Below are 25,933 nucleotides of genomic sequence, written 5' to 3'. Positions count from 1 at the left end.
AAAACTCTACCGACAAAGAGTGTCCCATTAATGAACCTCTCCCCCATCCGATAAGTTGCTTTACGAGTAAAGTGAATAGCGAATGGTACCTTATTATAAACAATTATAATGAGGTACTCATTTTCGCACATTATTTAAACCACTTTGATGAGAGGGTGCTTGACAAAAAGCATTAAAGATTGCATCCGTGTGTCACGCATTTTGCGGGTATGATGTAATGGTAGCCTGTCAGCTTCCCAAGCTGAACGCGCGGGTTCGATTCCCGCTACCCGCTCCAGCTCTTTGACTGTTTCCTGCTGCCTTTATCTCGTATTTTTCTCGCTACTTATATTTTTTAATTTATAATAATTTTAAACAAAATATAATCATTTTCGTGATTTAAAAAACAGAATTTTTATATTGTGTTTTATAATTATTATAATTCTATATTTACTTTATTTAAATATATTATACGAAACAACATATCTAAACTTATGTTAAATTTATCTAATTATTGAAGAGAAAATTTTTTGTATAAAATATTGTTATATATTTATCTTATAAAGACCATCATTCATCACACTCATATGAACGGCTGCCGAATTGACGTTGTTTTGACTTTATGCAAAAGCTTAGCAAAAACAACAATCTGAAAAACCCCGAATTTGGTTCCAATACGTGGGAAGTTCAAATGATAAAGTTCAAAAATGGCCCTTCGAGAATAACCGTTTGTCTGGTTATTCTGTTAAGTTTGCTGGTATTGGCAGCGGGGCTTTATTTCACTCTTCTTGGCGGCTATCTTATTTATCTTGGCAGCCGCACATGGTATTATCTGGCGCTTGGTATCCTGTTGCTTCTGTCGGGTTTGTTCATGATCCGGCTCAACCGTTTCAGTGTATGGATCTTCGCTTTTATCTTCGTGATGAGCGCATTATGGTCTTATCATGAAGCGGGGCTTGATTACTGGCAGCAATTTTCCAATCTCTTTGCTTTGTCTGTGGCCTTTTTTCTGGTGTTACTTGCCTATAGACCGATGGCAAAAAAACGGGGGAAAATCGCAGGCTCTGCATCTCTTGTTCTAGCCGGTTTGGTGTTTATCGGTATGGCGGCAACAATTGTGAGTTCGTTTATACCGAAAAATGTCATCCATACGGCAGAAAAAGCCACGCCTGTACGACCGGTGCAACCGGCTAATGAACAAAAAGACTGGAAAAGCTGGGGTAATGACGATCATGGTAGCCGTTTTGCAGCCCTTGACCAGATAACGCCTGCCAATATCAAAAAACTTGATGTGGCCTGGATTGCCCATACCGGTGACATTCCTCAAAGTAACGGCTCGGGGGCAGAAGACCAGAATACCCCGCTACAGATCGGCACCAATCTTTATGTTTGTACAGCCTATGGCAAGGTGCTTTCATTCGACGTTGATAGCGGTAAACAGAACTGGATGTTCGACCCTCACGGAACAGGACCGAACTGGCAACGTTGCCGCGGTTTGGGTTATCATGAGGCACAGTCAATCAAAGCTGTGAAAGCTGATGCGGCTTGTCAGGCACGTCTGTTTTTGCCAACGGGAGACGCAAGACTCATCGCGCTTGATGCAGCAACTGGAAAGCCTTGCGAAGAATTCGGAGATAAAGGCACTGTCGACCTTAAAACCGGTATGGGTGAAGTAAAACCCGGTTATTACCAACAAACATCGACACCACTTGTTGCCGGTGACGTTGTCATTGTGGGCGGGCGCGTGGCCGACAATTTCTCGACCGATGAACCGCCGGGCGTTGTCAGAGCCTATGATGTGAACGACGGTCATCTTGTCTGGGCTTGGGATCCGGGTAATCCCGATATTCACGGACTTCCGCCGGAAGGGCAAACCTATACACGTGGAACACCGAATGTCTGGGCGGCAATGTCATATGACGAAAAACTCGGACTTGTCTATTTACCGACAGGCAATTCAACCCCCGATTTCTGGGCCGGCTATCGCACAGCCGAAGACGACAAATACTCGTCTTCCGTTGTGGCTGTCGATGTGAAGACCGGCGAAGTGCGCTGGCATTACCAATTTGTCCATCATGACATTTGGGATTTTGATACGCCTGCACAACCTGTCCTGCTTGACGCACCCGATAATGATGGCAATATCGTACCGGCACTTGTTCAGGTCACCAAGCAGGGAGAGGTCTTCCTGCTTAACCGTGAAACCGGCGAACCGATTGCGGATGTCGAAGAAAAACCGGTACCGCAGGGGAATGTTGCCGGTGAACGTTATTCGCCAACGCAGCGCTTTTCTGTCGGGATGCCGTCATTCGGCAATGCAACTTTAACAGAAGCCGATATGTGGGGTACCACGCCATTCGACAAGCTTCTATGCCGGATCGAATTTGCCAAAATGCGTCATCAGGGTGTGTTCACCCCTCCGGGGCTTGATTATTCATTACAAATGCCGGGTTCACTCGGCGGTATGAATTGGGGATCTGTCTCGATTGATCCGACATTGAACTATGTTTTCGTCAATGATATGAGGCTCGGCCTTGCCAATTATCTTGTCGAGCGCAAAGATATTCCAGAAAGCGCATCCGGCATTGAAATGGGCATTGTCCCCATGGCCGGAACACCTTTCGGTGCTATGCGCATGCGCTTCCTTTCGCCGCTTGGCGTCCCCTGTCAGAAGCCGCCTTTTGGCACAATGTCGGCAATTGATCTCAAAACCCGCAAAATTGTTTGGCAGGTTCCGGTTGGCACTGTCAGAGACACGGGGCCACTCAATATCGCACTCGGTGTGCCCGTTCCTATCGGAATGCCGACACTTGGTCCCTCTTTAGCAACACAATCCGGCCTTGTGTTCTTTGCCGGAACGCAGGATTTCTATTTGCGTGCGTTCGATAGCCGCACAGGCAAAGAAATCTGGAAGTCGCGTTTGCCTGTCGGCAGCCAGGGCGGCCCTATGACTTATATTTCGCCAAAAACCGGCAAACAATATATTGTCATTACCGCAGGTGGTGCCCGTCAAAACCCGAAACGGGGTGACTATGTCATTGCCTATGCTTTGAAGGATTAGCCGTGATAAGGCTATAAAAATTTCCGGTTCCCAAGCGTTTTAAATATCGCCAGTGTTGGAACCATATAAAACCGGACCCGCCGCATTCATGTGGCGGGTTTCTTAAAACATTATCCAATATTATTTTTTAATATAAAAAATAAGGATTAATAGTTATAATTCACGTAATTAATTAAAAAACTAAATTCATCGTATATTTTTATTGTTTTACTAATTTATTATTTTATGAATTTAATTAATTCTATAAAAACAATGCAAAGACGAATATTACTTTTTATATTTCCTTTGAAAAACTGTGCGATTTAAACTTCACCGGCAGGTGCAAATGTTTTGAACATATGATGAAAGTTTGAAAACTATAACAGAGTTCGAAAACTAGTCGGGAAAAACTGCTGGGAACAATTGCCCCAATAAAAAGCCCGCAATTCATTGCGGGCTTGATACATAAGGTTGAGTGTAAAAATACCTCTGCAATCAGGCTATTGCAGACAGCCTATCAAAACCGTTTGTTCTTATCCTGTTTTTGCAAAAGAGCGCCAATTTCGTCAATTTTCTCTTTTGACGGGGTCGGATAACCAACAGTTGTCGAACCTGTTTGTGTATGGTCCACCGAACGGGCCGCCGGCTTCGGAGCATAATTATAATGCGCATCGGCAACCACAACCTGTTTTGGCGCAGGTGTAGGAGCGGTCTGGAAAGGTAGATAGGGTTCTTCAACCTTTGCAACCGGTTTTGCATGCGAAGCTGCCGGTTTTGCATCAGCTACAACAGTATTCGTTTGATGCGTAGCTACGCTCTTCTGTGATGAAAAAGGCTTAGCTTCAACCGGTACAGGTTGCGCCTGAGCAATCATCACAGGTTCGCTTGTCGGAGCTGTCTTGACCGGTAGTGCAGGTGCCGGTTCCGAAACCGCTTTCGGCGCTGCCGGTTGAGCACCCCGACCCGGTGTTGTGAATTGCGGTGCATTGCCGTTCTTTTCTTGAGCAAAAGCAAACGCTACATCATAAGGTGCATCATTTGCCGGAACTTGCAGTTCGCCATTGCGACCGCGCTTTTCATAAAATGCGTTACCACCAGCGACTTGCACATAATGGATATTTTTATACGGGAAGGTTAATCCGGCGGTGTGAAAAAACATCGCGTTTTTACTTTTTTTGGCACGCTCGCCACGCAAAACTGCGTCAGCGGCTTCACCTGCTCTTGCCATTGCAGCAGGTTCACTCATCGGTTTTGTCAAAACACCGGGAGCAAATTGGTTGGGTTGCCCAACAACGCCGCAAATTGTCTTCGGATAGGCTGTCGAATTCACACGGTTCATGACCACAGTTCCTACAGCAATCATACCGTCGCGGCTTGAGCGGTTTGATTCAAAATACATTGCCCGCATCAGGCAAGTACGTTCTGTCAGGGGAAACGAGGCTGGTTGATTGGTATTTTTGTGACCGAATAAATGGTTTGATGCACATCCAGTAACGACGAGCGGTGCGAGCATAATAGCAGCGGTACTTGCCCAACGGAGTTTTTTCATCTTTCCAATACCATTCCTGTGTTTCGTTTTCTTTTCGACCGCTTAAAAACAAAAGCAAAAAAAGGCCAAATGAAGGCAGATTTTTCGCGTCACTTTTGTCAATGCGCGTTTTAAGAGGTAAAAAGCTTTAAAATCACTATGACTTTAAACCTTTTAAAAACTATTAATTGCGTTTTAAGGCACTCTTTTTGGGTTCTTGGAGCATTATTTTAAAAATTGTCGTTGAATGATAAAAGGAGAGCTGAATAATTATTATAAGCCATTGTTTTATTTATATATTTTTAAATTCATAAACTATCTTAAAAATATCCGCTCCCGACTTTTCAGTCGTCTTGCTACGGCCCGACAAGGCTGCCTGTTCACTTATTATTAACGCTAAATCCACAAAGTGTAGCCGATAAATGAATTTCATCGACAAAATCGGGCAGAACAAGGCAAAAAACGACCGGGAAGACTGTTTTAGATCATCTTTCGTTTAAAATAAGACTGTTATTAATGAGCTTAAAAGCCCATAGCCGAACATAATAAAATTTCATTGGTGAATATTGCGGAGGAAACCTGCTCCGGATAAATCCAAGCGGTATTTGCGGTTCGGTTCGCAAAACAAAAGAACGCATTTCGCTAGACTGTTGTTATGAGTAAGTTGCGTGCTCATGAAAATGAAAACAGTCATTGAAACCTATGCGGGTTGATTACAAAATTCTCAATGAGAAAATTGGGCATATATTCAGACAGGTAAATTCCTATTGAGAGAAGTAAATTTTAGGCAATAAACCGAAGGACACGGAGGAGCCACGACAGATCGCAGCTATCCGCCCGATATGATCTATTTCCGGAAGCTATTTCAATAATCGATATTTTTGGGCACAGCTTCAGCTATTTTTCAGTTTTTTCGTCTGCTCCAACCTTATAGGTCGTATCATCGCGCGGACGATCTGTGCTCAAATATGTACCGGTCATGATATAGTGCAATGCCTCGGCAATATTGGTTGCGTGATCGCCAATGCGCTCGATATTTTTGGCGCAAAATAACAAATGCGTGCAAGCGGTAATATTGCGCGGATCTTCCATCATATAAGTGAGAAGCTCGCGAAACAGCGACGTATACATAGCGTCAATTTCTTCATCCCTGTTACGCACGGCATCAATCCGTTCAAGCGAGCGGCTTGCATAAGCGTCCAAAACTTCCTTGAGCTGATTAAGTGTCAATGTCGCGAATGATTGCAGGCCATGATATAAGCTTGCCGGTTGCCGGCTTTCGACAATCGCGGCCGCCCTTTTTGCAATGTTTTTCCCCATATCTCCAACGCGCTCCAAATCGGCAGCAATGCGCATTGCACCGATAATTTCGCGCAAATCCACTGCCATTGGCTGGCGTTTGGCGATAATTGCCACCGACTTTTCGTCAATTTCGCGTTCGGTTTCATCAAGAAACATATCATCGGAAATGACTTTTTTAGCGAGCTTCAGATCATTATTCACAACAGCATTGACTGCTTCTTCGATCATCTCGCTAGCAAAAGTTCCCATTTTGGCAATTTTTGCTTCAAGGTAGCCCAACTCCTCATCGAATGAACGGACGGTATGATTGATTGGCATAAGCGTGCTCCCTGAATTTAACCGAAACGACCGGTAATATAATCTTGTGTACGTTGCTCTTTTGGTGAAGTGAACATCATCTCGGTTTCGCCCACTTCAACGAGATCTCCTAAATGGAACATCGCCGTATATTGCGAAACGCGTGCAGCCTGCTGCATTGAATGGGTGACGATAACAATCGTAAAATTCTCGCGCAAATCATCAATCAATTCTTCAATGCGCGCCGTTGCAATCGGGTCGAGTGCAGAACATGGTTCATCCATCAAGATCACTTCCGGACTGACTGCAATGGCGCGTGCAATGCACAAGCGTTGCTGCTGCCCACCTGAAAGACCGGTTCCGGCATCGTTCAACCGGTCTTTTACCTCATCGAACAAACCGGCCTTGATAAGGCTTTGTTCAACGATCATATCAAGTTCCTTGCGTGATTTGGCAAGCCCGTGAATACGCGGCCCATAAGCGACATTCTCGTATATGGACTTCGGGAAAGGATTGGGTTTTTGAAAGACCATACCGACACGGGCGCGCAATTCGACAACGTCGATATCCGGATCATAAATATCCTGCCCGTCAAGAGTGATAAGGCCGGTGACTTTTGCCCCGTCAATTGTATCATTCATACGATTGAGACAGCGCAGGAACGTTGACTTCCCGCAACCGGACGGACCAATCAATGCCATAACCTGATGTTCCGGAATATCAAGGCTGACACCATGCAAAGCTTCTTTGGCGCCATAAAACACTTTGACATCCTGACCACGCATCTTGATTTTCATTATCGACCTAATCCTATTTCGTCTTGAGCCAGAACAGGCTCGCTAAATCAATATGTTCAACTTTTATTCTACCAGCGCCGCTCAAATTTACGGCGCAGCAATACAGCGGCTATATTCATGATAGCGAGAAACGCCATCAAAATGATGATCGCTCCGAATGTGCGTTCATTAAAGGCACGTTCCGGTTCATTTGCCCACATGTAAATTTGTACAGGCAGGGCTGTTGCGGGTTCCATCGGGGTTGCGGGATAATTTGCAACAAAGGCGACCATGCCGATCAGCAAAAGTGGCGCTGTTTCCCCCAAAGCCCTTGCAAGACCAAGGATTGTACCGGTGAGAATTCCAGGCAAAGCAAGCGGCAAAACATGACCAAAAATGGTTTGCGTTTTTGATGCACCAAGTCCCAACGCTGCATCCCGTATTGAAGGTGGAACCGCCCGCAAAGCGGCACGCGTTGCAATAATAATGGTTGGCAGCGTCATGAGCGTTAATACGAGCCCCCCGACAATTGACGAGGCGCGCGGCAGATGCAGAAAATTAATAAAAATGGAAAGCCCCAACAAGCCGAAAACGATAGACGGCACAGCTGCAAGATTATTGATGTTCACCTCTATTATATCATTGAACCTGCTGCGGCGGGCAAATTCTTCAAGATAAATGGCTGTTGCAACTCCAATCGGCAAAGACAATATCAACACGATTGCCATCATATAAGCCGAACCGATAATGGCAACGCCAAGTCCTGACGTTTCCGGCCGGCTCGAAGCCCCGAAAGTAAAAAGCCCTTTATTGAAAGCTTTATGCAATGTGCCGTCGGAAGCGAGTTTTTCCATCCACCCGATCTGGCGATTGGTGACCTTACGATTTTGTTCTGGAACAGAAAGGTCGATCTGCCCTTTGAAAGCAGAATCGATATCGGCAGCGGCTAACACATCAATCGTGCGGGTTTTACCGATATAATCGGGATGTTCAATAAGAAGCTTACGTATTTCAACACGCACACCACCTGAAATCATGCGGTTGAGTTCACGCATTGCGCCATGGTTATTCTTATCGACGCCAAGCTTGTCTGCGAGAGTATTGCGCACAAGCAGCGGATAATTTGCAGTGATGAGAACTTTGGGATTTGTAAGCCTTTCGCCTTTCGGGTCAATAATGTGTTCATCGAAATAGACAGGCAAGGTCATCGTTGTCTGTTGAAACGCACTCACCCCTTGAGCAATAATCGACCACAAAAGAATAACGAGAAATAACAGCCCGACCCCGATTGCTGAAAGCCCATAGGCGCGGAAACGCCGTTCCGCCCGATAACGGCGCTTTAATCCGATGTCGCGTCTTGGCGTTTTAACAACGTTACTCATTCATATTGTTCCCTATATTTACGCACAATATAAAGCGCAAAAACATTCATCAAAAGTGTCAGTACAAAGAGCGTCATACCGAGCGCAAATGCAACCAATGTCTGCGGCGAATTGAATTCAAGGTCGCCTGTGAGCTGATTGACGATTTTTACTGTCATGGTTGTCATGGCCTCGAACGGATTGAGGGTCAGATTTGCAGCAACACCGGCTGCAAGAACGACAATCATCGTCTCGCCGATAGCCCGTGATGCGGTGAGCAACACTGCACCCACAATCCCCGGCAATGCTGCCGGAAGGACAACCTTTTTAATGGTTTCCGACTGCGTGGCTCCAAGCCCGTATGAACCATCACGCAAAGCTTGCGGTACTGCCGATATAATATCGTCGGAAAGCGAGGATACAAAAGGTATTAACATAATTCCCATAACGAGACCGGCAGTCAAAATGCTTTGCGACATAATGAAACCTTGTCCGCCAGCAATGGCAATTGAAAGATCCCGCAAGAACGGCCCGACAGTAACCAGAGCGAAAAACCCGTAAACAATTGTCGGAATACCGGCGAGAACCTCCAATAGCGGTTTGATAATTGCACGCACACGGCGGGAAGCATATTCCGACATGTATATTGCCGCAAAAAGCCCCACCGGAACCGCAAAAATCATTGAAACCAAGGCAATATAAAGTGTACCGGCCAGAAGCGGCAGCAAACCGAACTGCCCGACAGCACCGGCTGAACCGCTTGCGCTGAAACGCGGGTCCCAAACAGTACCGAAAAAGAAATTCGACAACGGCACAACTTTGAAAAAACTGATTGTTTGGAACAGCATTGAAAAGAAAATGCCGATGGTTGCAAGAATGGCCACGATAGAGGCAATAACAAGACCTGCAAACACCATCTTCTCGACTTTGTTGCGGGCGCGTTTTTTCTCGCCCACGCCCAAAATACCACAAAACAGGCCGACGATTGCAATAACCAATGTGACAATCAAACAATAGAAATGGGACTTCGTTGCCCCTTTATACCAGTCTATCGCAACCGGAATAAGGCTATCTGCTCCCTCGCTCGGCAGCATAATACCTTTCTTTGCCATATCACCACTTAATGTTTTATAAGTGAGCGGGGATGCCGGATGATCAAGATCAAGCTCTGCAATGTCGGTTTGGGCGGACGAAAAAGCGCGGGTAAGACTGTCAACCGTGCTTAATGCCAAACTGTGATTTAACGACTCTCCGCTTTTTATAATTTCAGTCAATTCGGTCGAAGCGCGTTCTTCAAGATAGATGGCACTTCCCAATTCCCACAATATAAGAACGAGAAAAGCCGGAACGACCGTCAGCAAAAATGTCCACCAGCCAAAGTAATATGGCCGCGAATGCAATTTTTTACCTTGTTTCTCGATTGAAGCGGCACGCTTTCCCGAAATGACAAACCCGGCTATGCCAAGAGCAAAAATAACCAAGACTAATAGTGATATGGACATTCCATTTTCCGGTTTTATTTCAAAAATAACGCGGGAATTTCCCGCGTTTGCTCACTTCATTTGTCAATTGACATGACAGTTCCACTCTCGAATGCAGCCCTTTGCGCTTCCCGTTCGCTATCAGGAGCGGGAATGAGGCCATAATCTGCAAGCGGTCCATCCGGTCCGATCATCTGGTCAGACAAGAAAAATTCGACATAGTCTCTCATGCCCGGAATAACCCCCAAATGGGCTTTCTTGACATAGAAAAACAGCGGACGGGAAACCAGATACTTTCCGCTCGAAATCGTGTCAACATTGGGAGTAACACCATTAACGGTAGCAACTTTCAGCTTGTCTGCATTATTTTCATAAAATGCCAGTCCGAAAACCCCTATCCCTGTTTTATTCGACATGACACGGGCAAGGGTTTCCGAATAATCGCCATCAATATCAATAGCCCTTCCATCCTTGCGAATGCTTATACAAGCGGCGGTGACTGCCTTGTCATCCATCGAAAGAGTTTTCATGCTTTCGGCTGCACCACTTTTTTTGCAGCCTTCAGCCATCAATTTCTCCTCGAAGACTTCTCTTGTGCCATGTTTTTCACCGGGGATATATGCGTTGATCTCCCAATCGGGTAATTTCGGGTCAATCTCGTTCCATTTTTTAAAAGTGTTAGCAACAAGTTTCCCCTCAACAACGATTTTTGCTGCCAATGCCTTATAAACATCGACAGGCGTCAAATCGATGTTAGGACCGTGAATATCGCTTGCAAATACAATCCCGTCATAGCCGATGCGGACTTCTTCGACTTCGGTGACACCGGCATCAAAACAGGCTTTCAATTCGGTATTTTTCATCGATCGGGAAGCATTGGCAATATCGATTGTATTTTCACTGATACCGCGGCAAAATTCTTTTATACCGGCCCCCGAACCACCCGATTCGATAACAGGTGTACGATAATTGGTAAAAATTTCTCCGAATGTTTCTGCAACTATTTTTGCATAGGGTAAAACTGTCGATGAGCCGGACACTTGGATATAATCGCGAGCCAAGGCAGTACCCGACAAACTGGTTGTGACCAATACCACCCCCACAACCGTTGCAAGCAATCTGTTCATCCATGCACTCCTGGACAACCGGCAGCTTTTTTTAACAAGGCTAACAATGGATTGTTATTTCTCTCATAATGCTTGTTGCAGTGTCTGTTAAAAACCTCATACAGTCTAAAGCCATTTTTGACTATCTTTATCTCGGCTTTTTCAACCTTTTAATTTGTTTTCCACATGATCCCAGAAGATTTTTGCGGCATCGGCACCACCAAAACGTTTCAGTTCGCGCACCCCTGTTGGCGAAGTAACGTTGATTTCGGTCATGTAATTGCCGATGACATCTATTCCGACGAGGAGAAGACCGCGTTTTTTCAAGGAAGGTCCAATCCGTTCACAAATTTCTAGGTCACGGCGAGTAAGCTCGGTTTTCTCTGCCCGTCCACCAATATGCATATTGGAACGGGCATCGGTCGAGGCTGCAACGCGATTGATAGCCCCCACGGCCACCCCGTCAATCAATATGATGCGCTTGTCGCCGGCACTCACATCTTTCAGATAACGCTGCACGACAAAAGCTTCCGGATAAAGCTCGTTGAACATTTCAAGGAGCGAGCCGAGATTCTTGTCGTCCTTTTTCAACAGGAAAACCCCTGCTCCGCCATTTCCATAAAGCGGTTTGATAATGATATCACCGAATTCGGAGCGAAAAGCATTGACCTCTTCGGCGTCACGGGTGATGAGCGTTTCCGGCATTAGGTCAGGAAATTCGGTAACAAAGAGTTTTTCAGGACTATTGCGTACCCAATTCGGATCATTCACGACCAAAGTCTTATCCATTATCCGTTCAAGAATATGCGTGGTCGTAATATAATTCATGTCGAATGGTGGATCCTGCCTGAGCAGCACAACATCCATTTGTTGAAGCGGCGTGCGCTTTGCCTCACCCAATTCGTAATAATTGTTTTCTGCGTCCCGCACTTTTAACGCTTCAATGCGGGCGGTCACTTCGCCATTCAACATGGAAAGCCGGTCGGGTGTGTAATGGAACAGCTCGTGTCCCCGCCTTTGCGCCTCCAATGCCAGAGCAAATGTTGTATCTCCCTTGATATGGATGGTCGAGATATGATCCATCTGGATAGCTATTTTCATAAGATTTGCCTCATATAATCAAAGCGGGTAATCAAAGCGGGCTGGTCAATCGTACCATGAGTCACTAGATAGGAATGAAATATGACAAGGGTTAAGGCATGACGCAAGCACCAGACGAAAAATTAAACAAGGAAGAAATAGAGCGCTATGCACGCCACATTCTTTTGCCGGAAATCGGAGGTGCCGGTCAACAGAAACTTAAAGCTGCAAAAGTGCTGGTTGTCGGTGCGGGCGGACTTGGAGCGCCGGTTTTAACCTATCTTGCAGCCGCCGGTGTCGGCACTCTCGGCATTGTCGACGATGATGTGGTTTCGCTTTCAAACCTGCAACGGCAGGTTATCCACAAAACTTCGGCAATCGGTGAAAAAAAGACTAAAAGTGCTGCCGAAACGCTTAAAGCGATCAACCCGCATGTCAAACTCGACCTTTATCCTTTAAGACTAACGGAAGAAAATGCTACCGAAATTATCGGCAAATTCGATCTTGTCATTGATGGTTCGGATAATTTCACCACCCGTTATCTTCTCGCTGATAGTTGCGAAATTTTGAAAAAACCGCTTGTAAGCGGTGCAATCGGTCGTTTTGACGGGTCTTTAACCGTACTCATGCCCTATCTTGGCGGTGAACACCCATCCTATCGCGATCTCTTTCCGACCCCGCCACCCAAAGGCGTTGTACCGACATGTGCAGAAGCAGGCGTCATCGGTGCTCTTCCCGGTGTTATCGGTTCGTTAGAAGCCATGGAAGCCATAAAAATCATTACCGGTTGCGGTGAACCGCTTGTCGGAAGGCTGCTCCTTTACGACGGGTTATCAGCCCGTTTCGAAACAATCCGCTATAAAAAAAGAGCCTCGACACAAAAATAAAAACGCTGTTTGTCTTGTTTAAAACAATGCCTTGTTCTTTTAAAACAACGCCTCTTGAAGCACTATTTTTAGCCGCGTCTTTCCAACTCTGTCGTTCCAGCCCCGTCTTTCCAGTAAAGTCGGGCTATTTTGAATGTCGGGACCAGTTATTCTGAAAGGACTATTTCTGTTTGTCGGTCGATAAATTATCGGAAGCAATGTTCTTTTCCAATAATGGACTGTCGGAATCCGATAATGGACCGTTATAATCTTCAAGATTACCCGCATCGAGAAGCGTTTCATTGGTTTTATAGGCAGTACCATCTGGCATAGTCTCGTGACGGCGCTCATGTCTATTTTCTGGCCTGTTTTTATGTTCGGGTGACTTATGCCCATTTTTATGTGCTTTTGTCATAATGTCTTTCTCCTGAAAGTCTTACAGCTAAAAGACATTGAGCGGATTAAAAACTTTTCAAGACTTCAGGCTTTATTTCGTTGAAAGGCTCTATCGCTCTTTCATAACTTCGGCAAAACACTTCCGACAATTGCCGGTTTTGAAACCCGAAAAATCCTCTCTTATGCGCATTGTTGAACAAAAAAGTAATTTTGAGAATTGTTATTTCACCGGGCTATTTTAGCCATGTGATGCACTTTCGCCTTGATGTTTCTGCTGATGTTTTATTGCTCCGATTTTTATTTCACCCAAAGAAAACACAAGAAAAATTCAAAATATGTGAAAGCAAAAACTCGACCGGCCAGAAAAGTTTGCCGATTAAAAAATGGCCGATCAGTTTTTATAACCAGAAATTGCAGTTTTGCTTTGCTTGTCCACATTCACGCTTGATAAATATCAAGCTTCATCAATGTCATTCTTATCGACACTTAAATCGAAAGCGGCATTCATCAAAGCTCTGGTATATTCGGTTTTCGGTGATGAAAACACTTCTTCCGCCGGTCCATGTTCGACCATTTGACCATTTCTCATGACAATAAGATCATTGGCCAAGGCTTTGACAACTTTCAGATCATGGCTGATGAAGAGATAGGCAAGATTGTGCTTTTGTTGAAGAGTGCGCAACAAATCGACCACTTGTGCCTGAACGCTCATATCAAGAGCCGATGTCGGTTCATCGAGCATCACAAAACGTGGATTGAGAACCATGGCGCGGGCTATCGCGATGCGTTGGCGTTGACCACCGGAAAATTCGTGCGGATAACGATTGCGCGTCTCGGGATCAAGATCGACTTCTTCTAACGCGCGGACAACACGCTCATCGCGTTCTTCGTAATTCAGATTTTTCTCGTGAATGAGCAGCCCCTCGGCGATAATTTCACCGACCGACATTCTTGGCGACAGCGAGCCGAACGGGTCCTGAAAAACAATCTGGATATGACGGCGCAAAGGTCGCATCTGTTTGAAGGAAAAATGTTCAATATCTTTCCCGTTAAAACGAATATGGCCTTGTGAAGAGATCATACGTGTGAGCGCGAGACCCAGCGTGGTTTTTCCCGAACCGGATTCGCCAACAACGCCCAATGTCTGTCCTTCACGTATGGTCACGTCAATATCATTGACCGCCTTGATATAATCGACCGTGCGGCGGAAAAACCCTTTTTTAACAGGAAACCAGACCCTGACCTTTTCCCCTTCCATGACAACAGGAGCGTTTTTATCGGCTTTCGGCGGATTTCCTTTCGGCTCTGCGGCAAGCAGTTTTTTGGTATAGTCATGTTGCGGGTGATTAAAAATATCGGCGGTTTTTCCTGTCTCGACAATTTTGCCCCCAGTCATGACACAAACACGGTCGGCAAATTTACGCACAATACCGAGATTATGGGTAATAAAGAGCATAGACATCGAACGCTCTTGCTTGAGCTTTTCAAGAAGTTCGAGAATTTGCGCCTGTACTGTTACATCAAGTGCGGTTGTCGGTTCGTCGGCAACAAGAAGTTTCGGATTATTGGCAAGTGCCATTGCAATCATAACGCGTTGCCGCTGACCGCCGGATAATTGATGGGGAAATGACGACAAGCGTTTTTCCGGCTCGCGGATCCCCACTTGAGTGAGAAGCTCGATCGTGCGTTGGCGAGCGTCTTTATCCGACATGCCCTCATGAACTTTCATCACCTCGCTTACCTGCCGTTCGACCGTGTGAAGGGGATTGAGCGAGGTCATCGGTTCCTGAAAAATCATTGCAATGTCTTTACCGCGAACTTTCTGCAAAGATTTTTCATCAAGCTTTATCAAATCCTTATTGTCAAAAAAGATTTCGCCTGAAGGGTGGCTTGCCATCGGATAGGATAAAAGCTTCAAAATAGAAAGCGCGGTTACAGACTTTCCCGAACCCGATTCGCCGACAAGCGCGAGTGTTTCACCGGAATTGATGTCAAACGAGACGTGATCGACGGCAAGTGTTTCCTTGCCATCTTGACGAAACATCACTGAAAGGTCGCGAACACTGAGCAAAGCTGTCATTGGAATGTCTTCCTCGGATCGAAAGCATCACGGGCGGCTTCACCGATGAAAGCCAGAAGCGACAACATGACCGCAATAGCAACAAAGCCGGTAATGCCAATCCACGGAGCATTGAGATTGGTTGCTGCCTGCCGCATGAGTTCTCCAAGCGAGGCCGACCCCGGAGGCAAACCGAAACCGAGATAGTCAAGCGCGGTCAAAGTCGAGATACCGGCTGTCAACAAAAACGGCAAATAGGTAAGTGCCGCAACCATGGCATTGGGGAGAAGATGGCGTATCATGATCGTGATATTCGGCACGCCCAGCGCCCTTGCCGCATTGACATATTCAAAATTTCTGGCCCGCAAAAATTCCGCACGCACGACGCCAACCAGCGCCACCCACTGGAACAGCAACATAATTCCTAGCAGAACCCAGAAGCCCTGGGCAAGAACCGCCGCCATAATGATGATGAGATAAAGCGCGGGAACCGAAGACCAGATTTCGATGAAACGCTGGAAAATGAGATCGACCCAACCGCCGAAATATCCCTGCACCGCACCGGCAGCAATGCCGATAATCGAAGAAACCGCCGTCAAAATAACGGTAAACAATATGGAAACACGAAAACCGTAAAGCACACGCGCAAAAACATCACGTGTCTGGTCATCTGTACCAAGCCAGTTCCAGTTTCCGATTGTGCATTCGGGATCCTTTGCGCCGAGAGCATAATTTTTGCAACGCTCGTCTTTACTCTGGAGCCAGAATGGCGGAGCCAGCGCAACAGGCTTGTTGCCGACTGTTGTATCATAGGAATAATGCACCGGCGGCCATATTGCCCAGCCATGTTCGTTGATTTCTTTTTTGATATATTCTTCCCGGAAATCGACCGTTGCAAGGACACCGCCAAACTTGGAATCGGGATAGTCGAAAAGCACCGGAAAAAGCAGTTCGCCTTTATAGGATGCGATAATCGGCCGGTCATTTGCAATGAAATTGGCACCAAAAGAAAACAGGCAAAGAATAAGGAAAATCCACAACGACCACCAGCCGCGACGGTTTTTCTTGAAGTTTCTCCAGCGCCGTTCATTAAGCGGCGACAAAAACGGCCTTTTGTTGCGGCGGGGTTTTACTGGCTTTGCCACGCCGATTGTCTGTCCGGAAGTTTGCTCGCTCATCAAACGTCCCTCTTCTCGAAATCGATACGTGGATCGACAAGCATATAGGTGAGATCGGAAATAAGGCTCACAACAAGACCGATCAACGAGAAAATATAGAGCGAACCGAACACGACCGGATAATCACGATTGACAATGGATGTATAGCTTAAAAGCCCCATTCCGTTTAACGAATATAGCATTTCGATAAGCAGTGAACCGGTGAAGAATGACGCAATGAAAGCTGCCGGAAAACTTGCAATAACAACAAGCATCGCGTTGCGGAAAACATGCCCGTAAAGAACAGCGTGTTCGCTTAAACCTTTTGCCCGTGCCGTCACCACATATTGCTTTCTGATTTCTTCCAGAAAACAATTTTTGGTCAGCAATGTTGTGGTGGCGAAAGCCGAAATAACCATTGCTGTGAGTGGCAAAGCAAGATGGTGGAAATAATCCAGAATTTTGCCGCCAAGCGACAATTCATCAAAATTTTCCGATGTCAAATGGCTCAATGGAAACCAGTCGAAGAATGACCCTCCGGCAAAAAGCACCATTAACAGAATACCGAACAGGAAACTCGGTATTGCATAGCCGATAATGATAACAGCACTTGTCCATATATCGAATGTGGAGTCATCCTTGACGGCCTTGCGGATACCGAGAGGAATGGAAATTGCGTAAGAAATCAACAATTGCCATAGCCCTAAAGAAATCGAAACCGGCAAGGCACCTTTGATAAGATCTACGACAGAACGCCCTTGCGTATAGGAATCCCCGAAATCGAAACGGATATAATTCCACAACATCGTAAAATAACGTTCAAGCGGAGGTTTATCAAAACCGAACTGCTTTTCGAGTTTTGCAATAAACTCCGGATCGAGGCCGCGTGCACCACGATATTTGGCACTCGCGTCGCTACCCTGTAACGTTACCTCTGATGAAAGCCCGAGGTCACCACCACCGCCGGCAACCCGCCCCATGGCATCGCCACCGGTCCCTTGCAATTGTGCAATAATATTCTCGATAGGGCCACCGGGAGTAAATTGCACAATGACAAATGTCACCGTCAAAATGCCGATCAATGTCGGTATAATCAGCAGCAAACGCCGCGCTATATAGGCCGCCATATCTCTCTTTCATCCTTTTGCCGGTATGAGTTTTGTTAGGCTCGCAACATGCGAATCAAACCGGTGCGTTCAATTGAACCCCTATTCTGGAACATTTATGGTAAACAAATGACAAACAGCTGATTTTTCAGCAATTCCGGTTCTTGGCAATTCTAGCCCACCGCAGTTCTAGTTTTTGTCGTTTTTTACCCACCATGAGGGAATATCAACGCCGCTTGCTTCCGGTTGCGGTTCGGGAATGCCGAATTTGTCCCAATAGGCAATATTGAGATGTTCGGCATACCATTGGGGAATAACATAATAATTCCACAACAAAACACGGTCGAGAGCACGGGTTGCAGCAACGAGTTCCTCACGATCTTTTGCATAGATGACACGTTCGATAAGTTTGTCGACGGCCGGATTTTTAATACCCGCAACATTATAGCTACCCGGCCGATCAGCGGCTTTCGAGCCCCAATATTCCAATTGTTCATTGCCGGGTGAATCGCTTTGGCCGATGACCTTGATGACAAGATCGAAATCGAAATTTGCTTCACGATTTTGATATTGTGAAGCATCAACCACACGCATGGATGCATCGATTCCCAAACGTTGAAGATTGGCTATAAAAGGTGCTGTTGCACGCTCGAATGCCATGTCACTCAACATCACTTCCAATGTGAAAACTTCACCCTTTTTATTGACAAGCCGGTTCTGTTCCAGATGCCAACCGGCTTCATTCAACAAACGCATGGCTTCTGTCAGATAGCGCCTTGATGAATCGGGCTTGTCATAAACGGGGTTGGAAAAGGGGGTGGTAAAGACTTCGGCCGGCACCTCATCTTTAACCGTTTCAAGAATTTCAAGTTCCTTTCCCTGCGGCAAACCTTTTGCCGCGAGATCAAGCCCGTCAAAATAGCTTAAGATACGATGATAATCATTAAAAAACAACGATTTATTGAGAGACTCGAAGTCAAAAGCGAGGCTGAGTGCCTGACGCACGCGCCGGTCGGCAAATTGCGGGCGGCGGGTATTGATAAAGAACCCTTGCATACGTCCCGAGCCGTGAAAGGCGAAACTGCGCCGGATAACTTGCCCGTTTTTGACCGCAGGAAAATCATAGCTCTGGTTCCAGCGCTGGATACGGTTTTCCAAATTCCAGTCGACGAGATTACCTTTTTTGAAGGCTTCCCATGCAGCGTTCGGATCAAGAAAATAGCTATAATGCTCTTTATCGAAATTGAACCGCCCACGATTAACGGGAAGATCGGCTGCCCAATAATTTTCAACCCTTTTCCACGTGATCGATTTTCCGGCTATAAAACTTTCAACTTCGTAAGGCCCTGATCCCAAAGGTATTTCGAGAGTTGGCGCAGTAATATCCCTTTTTTTACCCGTTTCATCGGTCCCCTCCCACCAATGTTGAGGTAAAACCGGCATTTGCCCCATCACATAAGGGAGTTCGCGATTGCCTTTTTCTTCAAACACAAACGTGACTTCATTGTCACCGGTTTTTTCGGCTTTTTTGACCGAATGATAATAATTGTTGAAAAATGGCGAATTGCTTTTCAAAACATTGAAGCTCCACACCACATCCTCGGCGGTAATGGGGCGACCGTCATGCCATCGGGCTTTTTTGTTCAAGCGGAATTTTACCCACGAAAAATCGTCGGGATATTGTGCAGCCTCGGCAATAAGGGGATAGTTGACCGACGTTTCTTCGGTCGAAGGTGCCATCAGTGTGTCATATTGTTCCCCACCGCCGCGGGAAGAAAAACCCGCTGCAGGTGTACCCGTGACAATATAAGGGTTGAAACTGTTGAATGTGCCGGTGCGACTATCGTTAAAAGTGCCGCCTTTGGGCGCATTCACATTGACATAATCATAATGGGTAAAATTGGCGCCATATTTGGGTTCAACTCCAAGAGACAGGCTCGTGCGCCACTCGGGATCGGCGATAGCTATACTATTAAGGGCGAAAAAGAGACAAAAAGCCAATCCGAGTTTCATCAAATCCCCAATCGATTTCAATATAGCCAATAGAAAACAGATTTTATTGATTGTTATTCTTAAGGGGTTAAATGTGGCAATTCAACCGGTTCATCGGAAAGACTACGCAAATAAAGAATAAGATCGGCTCTGTCTTTCTCATCCTTCACACCATTGAAAGCCATGGCCGTTCCGGGAATATATTTACGCGGGGAAGCAAGATAGGCGTCAAGCGTTGCGAAGTCCCATCTCTTGCCATTTTCTGCCCGCATAGCGCGCGAATAGGTGTATTCGGAAACGGAAGCAAATGGCCTTCCGACTACTCCATATAAAGGTGGGCCGACACGCGCAGGGCCATTTTTTGCCGGTGTATGGCATAAACCACATTGGCCGAATACTTTGCGGCCATTTTCTATATCAGCCTGTTGAAGCCTTGTCGCCAGTGATATTTGTTGTTTCGGCTCTACCTTTTCGGTAACCGGTGCTTCCTCACCACTAATAGGATAAACGATTTTTGCAGGTTGCTGATGGTCATAAACAAGGTCACTGCCATAAACGATCACAAAAAGAAAAACAGCCCAGAGAAGACAGGCGGCAATAAGGTCGTTGACAGTGGATACCTTCATAAAAAATTCGGTCGCTTAAATTTTATAGATGTTGAAAATTTAAGTCTTTTGCGTCATCAACGCAACATCTATAAATCGATACAATAAACTGGGATAATAATCTTCAGGACGATGATGATGGCTTTTTCTACTCTTATACTTATTCCTGCCCGCATGTCTTCAACACGACTTCCCGGAAAGCCTCTGGCCGATATTGCCGGAAAGCCGATGATTGTTCACGTTGCCGAACGCGCCAATAAGGCAAATCTCGGGAGAGTGGTTGTTGCAACCGACCATGAAGAGGTTGCCAATGCTGTCAAAGCACATGGAATGGAAGCTGTCATGACACGTCCCGACCACCAGTCGGGTTCCGATCGCATCTGTGAGGCATTAACGCTTCTTGATCCTGATAACCGTTTTGATGTCATCGTCAATGTACAAGGTGATTTGCCGACGATTGCGCCGCATGAAATTGCCGCAGCATTGGAACCACTTGAAAACCCTGAAACGGATATTGCCACTTTGGGGGCTGAAATTTCGGTTGAAGAGGAAAAGTTCAATCCGAATGTCGTAAAAATCGTCGGTTCGCCGATCGGAAAAACCAGATTGCGCGCCCTTTATTTCACCCGCGCGACCGCACCCTATGGCAAAGGGCCGCTTTACCACCATATCGGCCTTTATGCCTATAAGCGCAAGGCACTTCAGCGTTTTGTCTCGCTACAGCCTTCCTATCTTGAAAAGCGGGAAAGCCTTGAACAATTGCGTGCGCTTGAAGCAGGCATGCGTATTGATGCCGAAATTATCGAAACCGTGCCTTTAGGGGTTGATACAATTGAAGATCTCGAACACGCAAGAGAAATGATCAGAGCGGGAAAATGACAAAAACCAATAAAATAGCGTTCCAAGGTGATTACGGCGCCAATTCCGATACGGCTTGCCGGAACGTATTTCCGGATATGGAGCCGTTACCCTGCACGACATTTGAAGATGCTTTGCATGCGGTCGAGAGCGGAGAAGCCGACCTTGGCATGATTCCGATTGAAAATACACTTGCCGGACGTGTTGCCGATATTCACCATTTGCTGCCGCAAACAAAACTTTTCATCATTGGCGAATATTTTTTACCGATCCATTTTGAATTGATGGTGCTGCCGGGTGTCAAACGTGAAGAGATAAAATCGGTTCATAGCCACATCCATGCATTGGGACAATGCCGCAAAATTATCCGCGACAATCATTGGCAGGCGGTCGTTTCATCCGACACGGCGGGCGCTGCCAAATTCATCAAACAGGCAGGTGACCGCACACAGGCGGCCCTTGCACCAAAACTTGCTGCTAAACTTTACGGCCTGGATATTATTGAAGAAAATGTTGAAGATTCGGAAAATAATGTAACGCGTTTTGTTATCCTCTCGCGGGAAGAGAAACGCGCACCAAAACCGGAAAACGGCGAAAAGGTCGTGACCAGTTTTCTTTTCCGTGTGCGCAACGTTCCGGCAGCACTTTATAAAGCCATGGGAGGTTTTGCGACCAATGGCGTCAACATGACAAAGCTTGAAAGCTATCAGGTTGGCGGCACATTCAACGCAACTCAATTTTTTGCCGATATTGAAGGCCATCCCGATCAGCCGATGGTGCGCCTTGCTTTGGAAGAACTAGGCTTCTTCTCGACCAAGGTCAGAATAGTCGGTGTCTATCCGGCAAGTCCTGTCCGCGACACGAAAATCTATGGGTGAGGTTCACCGGCTCAGCGGGACGGTGCTCGTAAATCACAGAAATCGGCAGAAATTTGTGGGGTGTTGTTTGTGCGTTTCGAGAATGAATTTTCAGCCGGACTTTTATCCTGCTTTTGGCAAGCCATACTGTTTATAGATTGAAGACAATCGGGTAAGAATTTTTTGGCCATAATGATGAGGGGTAGAGAAATAGCCGCTCTCAAAGCTTGAGATAAACAAAAGTGGTTTTTGTATTTTCCGTTCGGTCAGAGTGTTCGGTTGCGAGCCGTAAAGACAAGCTGTTTCAAACAAAAACCACAAGCGGATAATTTCGAGGCACTCGGCTAAATTATATAGCGGCGATTTTTCAAAGTTCACAAAAACCACCGCCACCAAAAACCATATCCTAGTCGATAAACTTCTTTTCCAGCCATTCCCTTATCAAAAAATTGGCAATTGCTGCGCGGGGTGGCAAATGCAGGCCTTGTTCATGGCGACCGGCCATCATGAGTGCGACTTCCTGACGGGTAAACCAGCGCCCGTCTTCCATCTCGTCATAGCCGATGGTAATCTTGTCGTCGAGCGCTTCGGCATGACAACCGAGCATCAAAGAATGCGGAAACGGCCAAGGTTGGGACGCAATATAGACCACCTTGCCCACCGGTATTCCCATTTCCTCGCGTGTTTCCCGACGCACTGCCATTTCCAATGTCTCGCCCTGTTCGACAAAACCGGCAAGGCAGGAATAACGCCCCTTTTCAAAACTCGGTGTGCGGGCAAGCAGGCACTTGTCCCCAAAATGGACAAGCATGATGGCAACCGGATCTGTTCGTGGAAAATGCTCGGTCCCGCAAGCCGTGCAGATGCGTTTTGCACCACCTGCCGCAATCCGGCTGGGCTTCCCACAACGCGAACAAAAACGGTTATTTTTGTGCCACATGAGCAATGAATAGGCTTGTGCGAGAACGCCCGATTGTGTCTGGCTAAAAAGTGCGCGGCTATAAGCTTCCCTCAACCCCACCTGATTGAATGGTGAAGGGGGTTGACCGGCAAATTCTTCAACCGGCAAAGCAATAACCGGATTTTCATCTTCCCAACCAAGCAGGCAGGCTTCTTCCCATTGCGGCTTGAAGAGCTCTAATGATTTTTCATCAAGATAGAGATCGGCTATCCCGCTAATATTCCGATAGACGATTGAAAAACCGTTGAGCACAATAAAATGCGCATGATGGTTTCTTTGCTCGGCCACGATTGTATCCGTACGCTTCTCAAGCTGACGGTTGATAGGGTTTCCGATAAATGCAATTGCAGAAGATGTCATATTCAATCCAGCCTTAATTCAATCGAGCCTCAGTTGCAGCTTACGAATAAGCTTATGAGCGGCTTCATCGCTATAGGGAACGGGTTCTCCGTATCCCCAGACCGTTTTCGGCCAATTTATATCGCCTTCGTTGCGCGCGATAATATGCACATGGAGTTGTCGCACGACATTGCCGATAGCGGCTGTGTTAACTTTATCGCATCCGGTGATGGCTTCAAGTGCTACGGCAACCTCGTTCATTTCGGCAACAAGGACCTGTTCATCATCAACGGAAAGATGATGTATTTCTTCTGCTCCGGCAATGCGGGGGACGACGACGAGCCATGGCCAGCGGGAATCATTCATGAGCCGGACATCGGATAAGGCAAGCTCGACAATGAAAAAACTGTCTTTTTCCAAACGTGGATCAAGTTTAAATGGCTGTTGCAACGTATTTATCTCCATGTTTTTCGTTTCACGACTTGCTTTTTTGTTTCAAATTAGCGATATGAACGCCGGGAGGTTGGTGGTGGACGAGCCACTCGCCAACCGGGTCAGGTCCGGAAGGAAGCAGCCCTAACGAGCTTCGGCACGGGTCACAGTGCCAGCCTCCCACTCATTATACCAATCACATCTTATTCAGGTCACGTCTTGTTTATTGGAAAATTCGGGCAATGGCATTGTGAAAAATTGCCTGAACTGTCGAAAATTCCCTTCTGAAATCCTATATTCAACACAATTGGTTGACGCAGACGTCGTCAAAGTTCACATTCAGGAAAATTACATTTCGGAAACTGGAAGAACACATGGAAAGCACTGAGGCAGAGACAGGTTATCGCGTCCTCGCCCGAAAATATCGGCCGCAAAATTTTTCCGACCTTATCGGTCAGGAGCCGATGGTGCGCACACTTACAAACGCATTCGATAGTGGACGGATACCGCAAGCATGGATGTTGACAGGCGTTCGTGGCGTTGGAAAAACCACGACAGCCCGCATTCTTGCGCGTGCACTCAACTACAAGACCGACACAATCGATAAACCGACAATCCATATGGACAAGCTCGGCGAACATTGTAAAGCCATTATGGAAGGCCGGCACGTCGACGTAATCGAAATGGATGCGGCATCCCATACCGGTATTGACGATATAAGAGAAATCATCGAACAGGTTCGCTATCGTCCGGTTGCCGCCCGTTTCAAAGTCTATATTATAGACGAAGTCCATATGCTTTCGACACAGGCCTTCAATGGTCTGTTAAAAACATTGGAAGAACCACCGCCGCATGTAAAATTTATTTTTGCCACAACAGAAATCCGCAAAGTTCCGGTGACTGTCTTGTCGCGTTGCCAACGCTATAATTTGCGGCGGGTTGATTCGAATGTTCTGGCAGCTCATTTGAGAAAAATCTCCGATCTTGAAAAAATCGAGGCCGAAGACAGTGCTCTTGCTATGATTGCCCGTGCCGGAGAAGGTTCTGTTCGCGATGCGCTTTCAATTCTTGATCAGGCCATTGCCCATGGTGGCGGCAAAGTCGATGCCGCTTCTGTGCGTACCATGTTGGGGCTTGCCGATCGCACCCGCATTATCGACCTTTTTGAAATGATTATGAAAGGCGATGTTGCCGGCGCTTTGAAAGAATTTCGCGATCAATATGACGGTGGTGCCGACCCGCTTGTCATTTTGAACGAGCTTGCCGATTTCAATCATCTGGTGACGAGACTGCGTTTTACGCCCGAAATTGCTGATGATATTTCGCTTGTCGAGGAAGAGCGGGAACGCGGGCTTGATTTTTCCAAAAAACTGTCCGTGCGCGTTCTCTCGAGCACCTGGCAGATGCTTCTTAAAGGCACACAAGAGGTTGATTCGGCTGCAAGTCCTATTGATGCTGCCGAAATGCTTCTGATCCGCCTCACACATGCTGCCGATTTGCCAACGCTTGACGAGGCGCTGAAAGCCCTTGGCGAGGGAAAGCCTGCCATCAAGCTTCCGCAAAGTTCCGATGTAGGAAAAGCTGCAGATGATTCGCATGGTGTGAATGTTGATTCTGGAAAAAACATTTCTGAACAAAAATCCGCACAAGAAAATACCTTGGCGGATAATTCAACTAGCCATAGCAATGCCAACCAAACCGAAAGTCATGAAACTGCCCGTGCAGAGAGTGACAATAGCGCTCACAATAATACGCGGACGGAACAGGGGAATTTTCAAGGCCCTTCCCCGCAAAAAGCACCAACCATGCAACTGGTGAGCACGTCTTCGGCCGCTTTGGAGCCGGACGAACAGGCTTTGCAAGACACCGCAAAAAATAATGAAACAGCCGAAAAGAACAGCGAGCCGGAAGTAAACAAGGTTATTCTTCATTCCTTGCAGGATGTTGTCGATCTTGCCGACAAACATAATGACATGCAGTTCAAACTGCTGGTCAAGGAATTTGTGCGTCCGGTTTCGTTCCGCCAAGGCCGTATCGAGTTTGAACCTGCCGAAGGTATGCCACGTTTTTTTGCTCATGACATAGCCAAAATGCTCCGAGAATGGACAGGCGAACGCTGGACAGTAACGGTCGTCAACGAAGGCGGCGGATTAACTTTGCGTGAAGAGGACGAGAAAGCCCATCAGGCACTTCTATCCGATGCCGAAGCCGACCCCGATATTGCCAAGATTTTGAGATATTTCCCCGGTTCAAAAATTGTCGATGTGCGTGTCAACAAATCCGACGATGGCCTTGATTTGACCAATAATGACGATATGACTGGTGAAGACGACGAAAATGACCAAGGAGAGTAAA

At 46.6% G+C, this 25,933-nt stretch carries 19 protein-coding genes, 1 tRNA gene, 1 other RNA gene and 1 pseudogene; 7 read left to right on the top strand and 15 right to left on the bottom strand.

Going from position 1 to position 25,933, the window contains the following annotated elements; genetic code table 11:
* Positions 1 to 203: 203 nt before the first annotated feature.
* Together H3S82_RS02950 and H3S82_RS02945 are read left to right on the top strand one after the other, a co-directional pair.
* Positions 204 to 277 (top strand) — tRNA-Gly (locus H3S82_RS02950).
* Between the two features lie 393 nt (positions 278 to 670).
* Complete coding sequence (locus tag H3S82_RS02945; protein WP_198232800.1) at positions 671 to 3,040, top strand: membrane-bound PQQ-dependent dehydrogenase, glucose/quinate/shikimate family; 2,370 nt, start codon at positions 671 to 673, stop codon at positions 3,038 to 3,040.
* Positions 3,041 to 3,800: 760 nt separating this feature from the next.
* Here H3S82_RS02945 and H3S82_RS02940 read toward each other — a convergent pair.
* The 7 genes and pseudogenes from H3S82_RS02940 to gshB form a co-directional block, all read right to left on the bottom strand.
* Positions 3,801 to 4,568 (bottom strand): annotated as a pseudogene (locus H3S82_RS02940) (cell wall hydrolase); the annotation flags it as partial.
* Between the two features lie 876 nt (positions 4,569 to 5,444).
* Positions 5,445 to 6,167: a phosphate signaling complex protein PhoU gene (phoU, locus tag H3S82_RS02935; RefSeq protein WP_077970200.1), complete on the bottom strand. Its 723-nt coding sequence runs from the start codon at positions 6,165 to 6,167 to the stop codon at positions 5,445 to 5,447.
* Between the two features lie 17 nt (positions 6,168 to 6,184).
* Positions 6,185 to 6,943 carry a phosphate ABC transporter ATP-binding protein PstB gene (pstB, locus tag H3S82_RS02930; RefSeq protein ID WP_198232798.1) on the bottom strand — a complete coding sequence of 253 codons (759 nt, stop codon included), beginning with the start codon at positions 6,941 to 6,943 and terminating at the stop codon, positions 6,185 to 6,187.
* A 68-nt stretch (positions 6,944 to 7,011) separates the two neighbouring features.
* Positions 7,012 to 8,304: a phosphate ABC transporter permease PstA gene (pstA, locus tag H3S82_RS02925; RefSeq protein ID WP_198232797.1), complete on the bottom strand. Its 1,293-nt coding sequence runs from the start codon at positions 8,302 to 8,304 to the stop codon at positions 7,012 to 7,014.
* On the bottom strand, positions 8,301 to 9,785 hold the full coding sequence (gene pstC / locus H3S82_RS02920) for a phosphate ABC transporter permease subunit PstC (protein WP_198232796.1): 1,485 nt from the start codon (positions 9,783 to 9,785) through the stop codon (positions 8,301 to 8,303). Before pstC ends, pstA begins: the two co-directional genes overlap by 4 nt.
* A 56-nt stretch (positions 9,786 to 9,841) precedes the next feature.
* Positions 9,842 to 10,891 carry a PstS family phosphate ABC transporter substrate-binding protein gene (locus H3S82_RS02915; RefSeq protein ID WP_198232795.1) on the bottom strand — a complete coding sequence of 350 codons (1,050 nt, stop codon included), beginning with the start codon at positions 10,889 to 10,891 and terminating at the stop codon, positions 9,842 to 9,844.
* Between the two features lie 141 nt (positions 10,892 to 11,032).
* Positions 11,033 to 11,971 carry a glutathione synthase gene (gene gshB, locus H3S82_RS02910; protein ID WP_198237107.1) on the bottom strand — a complete coding sequence of 313 codons (939 nt, stop codon included), beginning with the start codon at positions 11,969 to 11,971 and terminating at the stop codon, positions 11,033 to 11,035.
* 98 nt (positions 11,972 to 12,069) lie between these two features.
* On the opposite strand from gshB, the gene H3S82_RS02905 reads away from it, so the two are divergent.
* Entirely contained in the window at positions 12,070 to 12,837 is a 768-nt protein-coding gene (locus H3S82_RS02905; RefSeq protein WP_198232633.1) for a molybdopterin-synthase adenylyltransferase MoeB, read from the top strand.
* Between the two features lie 160 nt (positions 12,838 to 12,997).
* Here H3S82_RS02905 and H3S82_RS02900 read toward each other — a convergent pair whose 3' ends face one another.
* From H3S82_RS02900 to H3S82_RS02875, 6 genes are all read right to left on the bottom strand, one after another.
* A complete protein-coding gene (locus H3S82_RS02900; protein ID WP_198232632.1) occupies positions 12,998 to 13,231 on the bottom strand; it encodes a hypothetical protein in 234 nt (77 codons plus the stop codon).
* A 435-nt stretch (positions 13,232 to 13,666) separates the two neighbouring features.
* Positions 13,667 to 15,292 carry an ABC transporter ATP-binding protein gene (locus H3S82_RS02895; RefSeq protein WP_198232631.1) on the bottom strand — a complete coding sequence of 542 codons (1,626 nt, stop codon included), beginning with the start codon at positions 15,290 to 15,292 and terminating at the stop codon, positions 13,667 to 13,669.
* Positions 15,289 to 16,449: an ABC transporter permease gene (locus tag H3S82_RS02890; RefSeq protein ID WP_198232630.1), complete on the bottom strand. Its 1,161-nt coding sequence runs from the start codon at positions 16,447 to 16,449 to the stop codon at positions 15,289 to 15,291. Before H3S82_RS02890 ends, H3S82_RS02895 begins: the two co-directional genes overlap by 4 nt.
* Positions 16,449 to 17,555, bottom strand: a complete 1,107-nt coding sequence (locus H3S82_RS02885; RefSeq protein ID WP_198232629.1) for a microcin C ABC transporter permease YejB — start codon at positions 17,553 to 17,555, stop codon at positions 16,449 to 16,451. The genes H3S82_RS02890 and H3S82_RS02885 overlap by 1 nt, the downstream gene beginning before the upstream one ends.
* A 168-nt stretch (positions 17,556 to 17,723) precedes the next feature.
* A complete protein-coding gene (locus tag H3S82_RS02880) occupies positions 17,724 to 19,547 on the bottom strand; it encodes an extracellular solute-binding protein (protein WP_198232628.1) in 1,824 nt (607 codons plus the stop codon).
* Positions 19,548 to 19,606: 59 nt separating this feature from the next.
* Positions 19,607 to 20,152 carry a cytochrome c family protein gene (locus H3S82_RS02875; protein ID WP_198232627.1) on the bottom strand — a complete coding sequence of 182 codons (546 nt, stop codon included), beginning with the start codon at positions 20,150 to 20,152 and terminating at the stop codon, positions 19,607 to 19,609.
* 117 nt (positions 20,153 to 20,269) lie between these two features.
* On the opposite strand from H3S82_RS02875, the gene H3S82_RS02870 reads away from it, so the two are divergent.
* Positions 20,270 to 21,010, top strand: coding sequence for a 3-deoxy-manno-octulosonate cytidylyltransferase (locus H3S82_RS02870; RefSeq protein WP_198232638.1), 741 nt, complete (start codon positions 20,270 to 20,272; stop codon positions 21,008 to 21,010).
* The gene (locus H3S82_RS02865) at positions 21,007 to 21,867 is read left to right on the top strand and encodes a prephenate dehydratase (protein ID WP_198232626.1); all 861 of its coding nucleotides are present in this window, start codon (positions 21,007 to 21,009) and stop codon (positions 21,865 to 21,867) included. Before H3S82_RS02870 ends, H3S82_RS02865 begins: the two co-directional genes overlap by 4 nt.
* Positions 21,868 to 22,252: 385 nt before the next feature.
* Here the strand turns inward: H3S82_RS02865 and nudC are convergent, their stop codons facing one another.
* Complete coding sequence (nudC, locus tag H3S82_RS02860; RefSeq protein ID WP_198232625.1) at positions 22,253 to 23,167, bottom strand: NAD(+) diphosphatase; 915 nt, start codon at positions 23,165 to 23,167, stop codon at positions 22,253 to 22,255.
* An 18-nt stretch (positions 23,168 to 23,185) separates the two neighbouring features.
* Entirely contained in the window at positions 23,186 to 23,596 is a 411-nt protein-coding gene (locus tag H3S82_RS02855; RefSeq protein ID WP_246785226.1) for an HIT domain-containing protein, read from the bottom strand.
* Between the two features lie 68 nt (positions 23,597 to 23,664).
* Here H3S82_RS02855 and ffs point away from each other — a divergent pair.
* Together ffs and H3S82_RS02845 are read left to right on the top strand one after the other, a co-directional pair.
* Positions 23,665 to 23,762, top strand: an RNA gene (ffs, locus tag H3S82_RS02850) — signal recognition particle sRNA small type.
* 190 nt (positions 23,763 to 23,952) lie between these two features.
* Positions 23,953 to 25,932 (top strand): DNA polymerase III subunit gamma/tau, encoded by a 1,980-nt coding sequence (locus tag H3S82_RS02845; protein ID WP_198232623.1) that lies wholly within the window; start codon positions 23,953 to 23,955, stop codon positions 25,930 to 25,932.
* Position 25,933: the final 1 nt, after the last annotated feature.

Source organism: Bartonella sp. M0192 (assembly GCF_016102305.1).
In the GTDB taxonomy this organism is placed as follows: Bacteria; Pseudomonadota; Alphaproteobacteria; order Rhizobiales; family Rhizobiaceae; genus Bartonella; species Bartonella apihabitans.
Note: the sequence above shows the minus strand (reverse complement) of the source record. Positions and strands in the feature narration are given on the sequence as shown.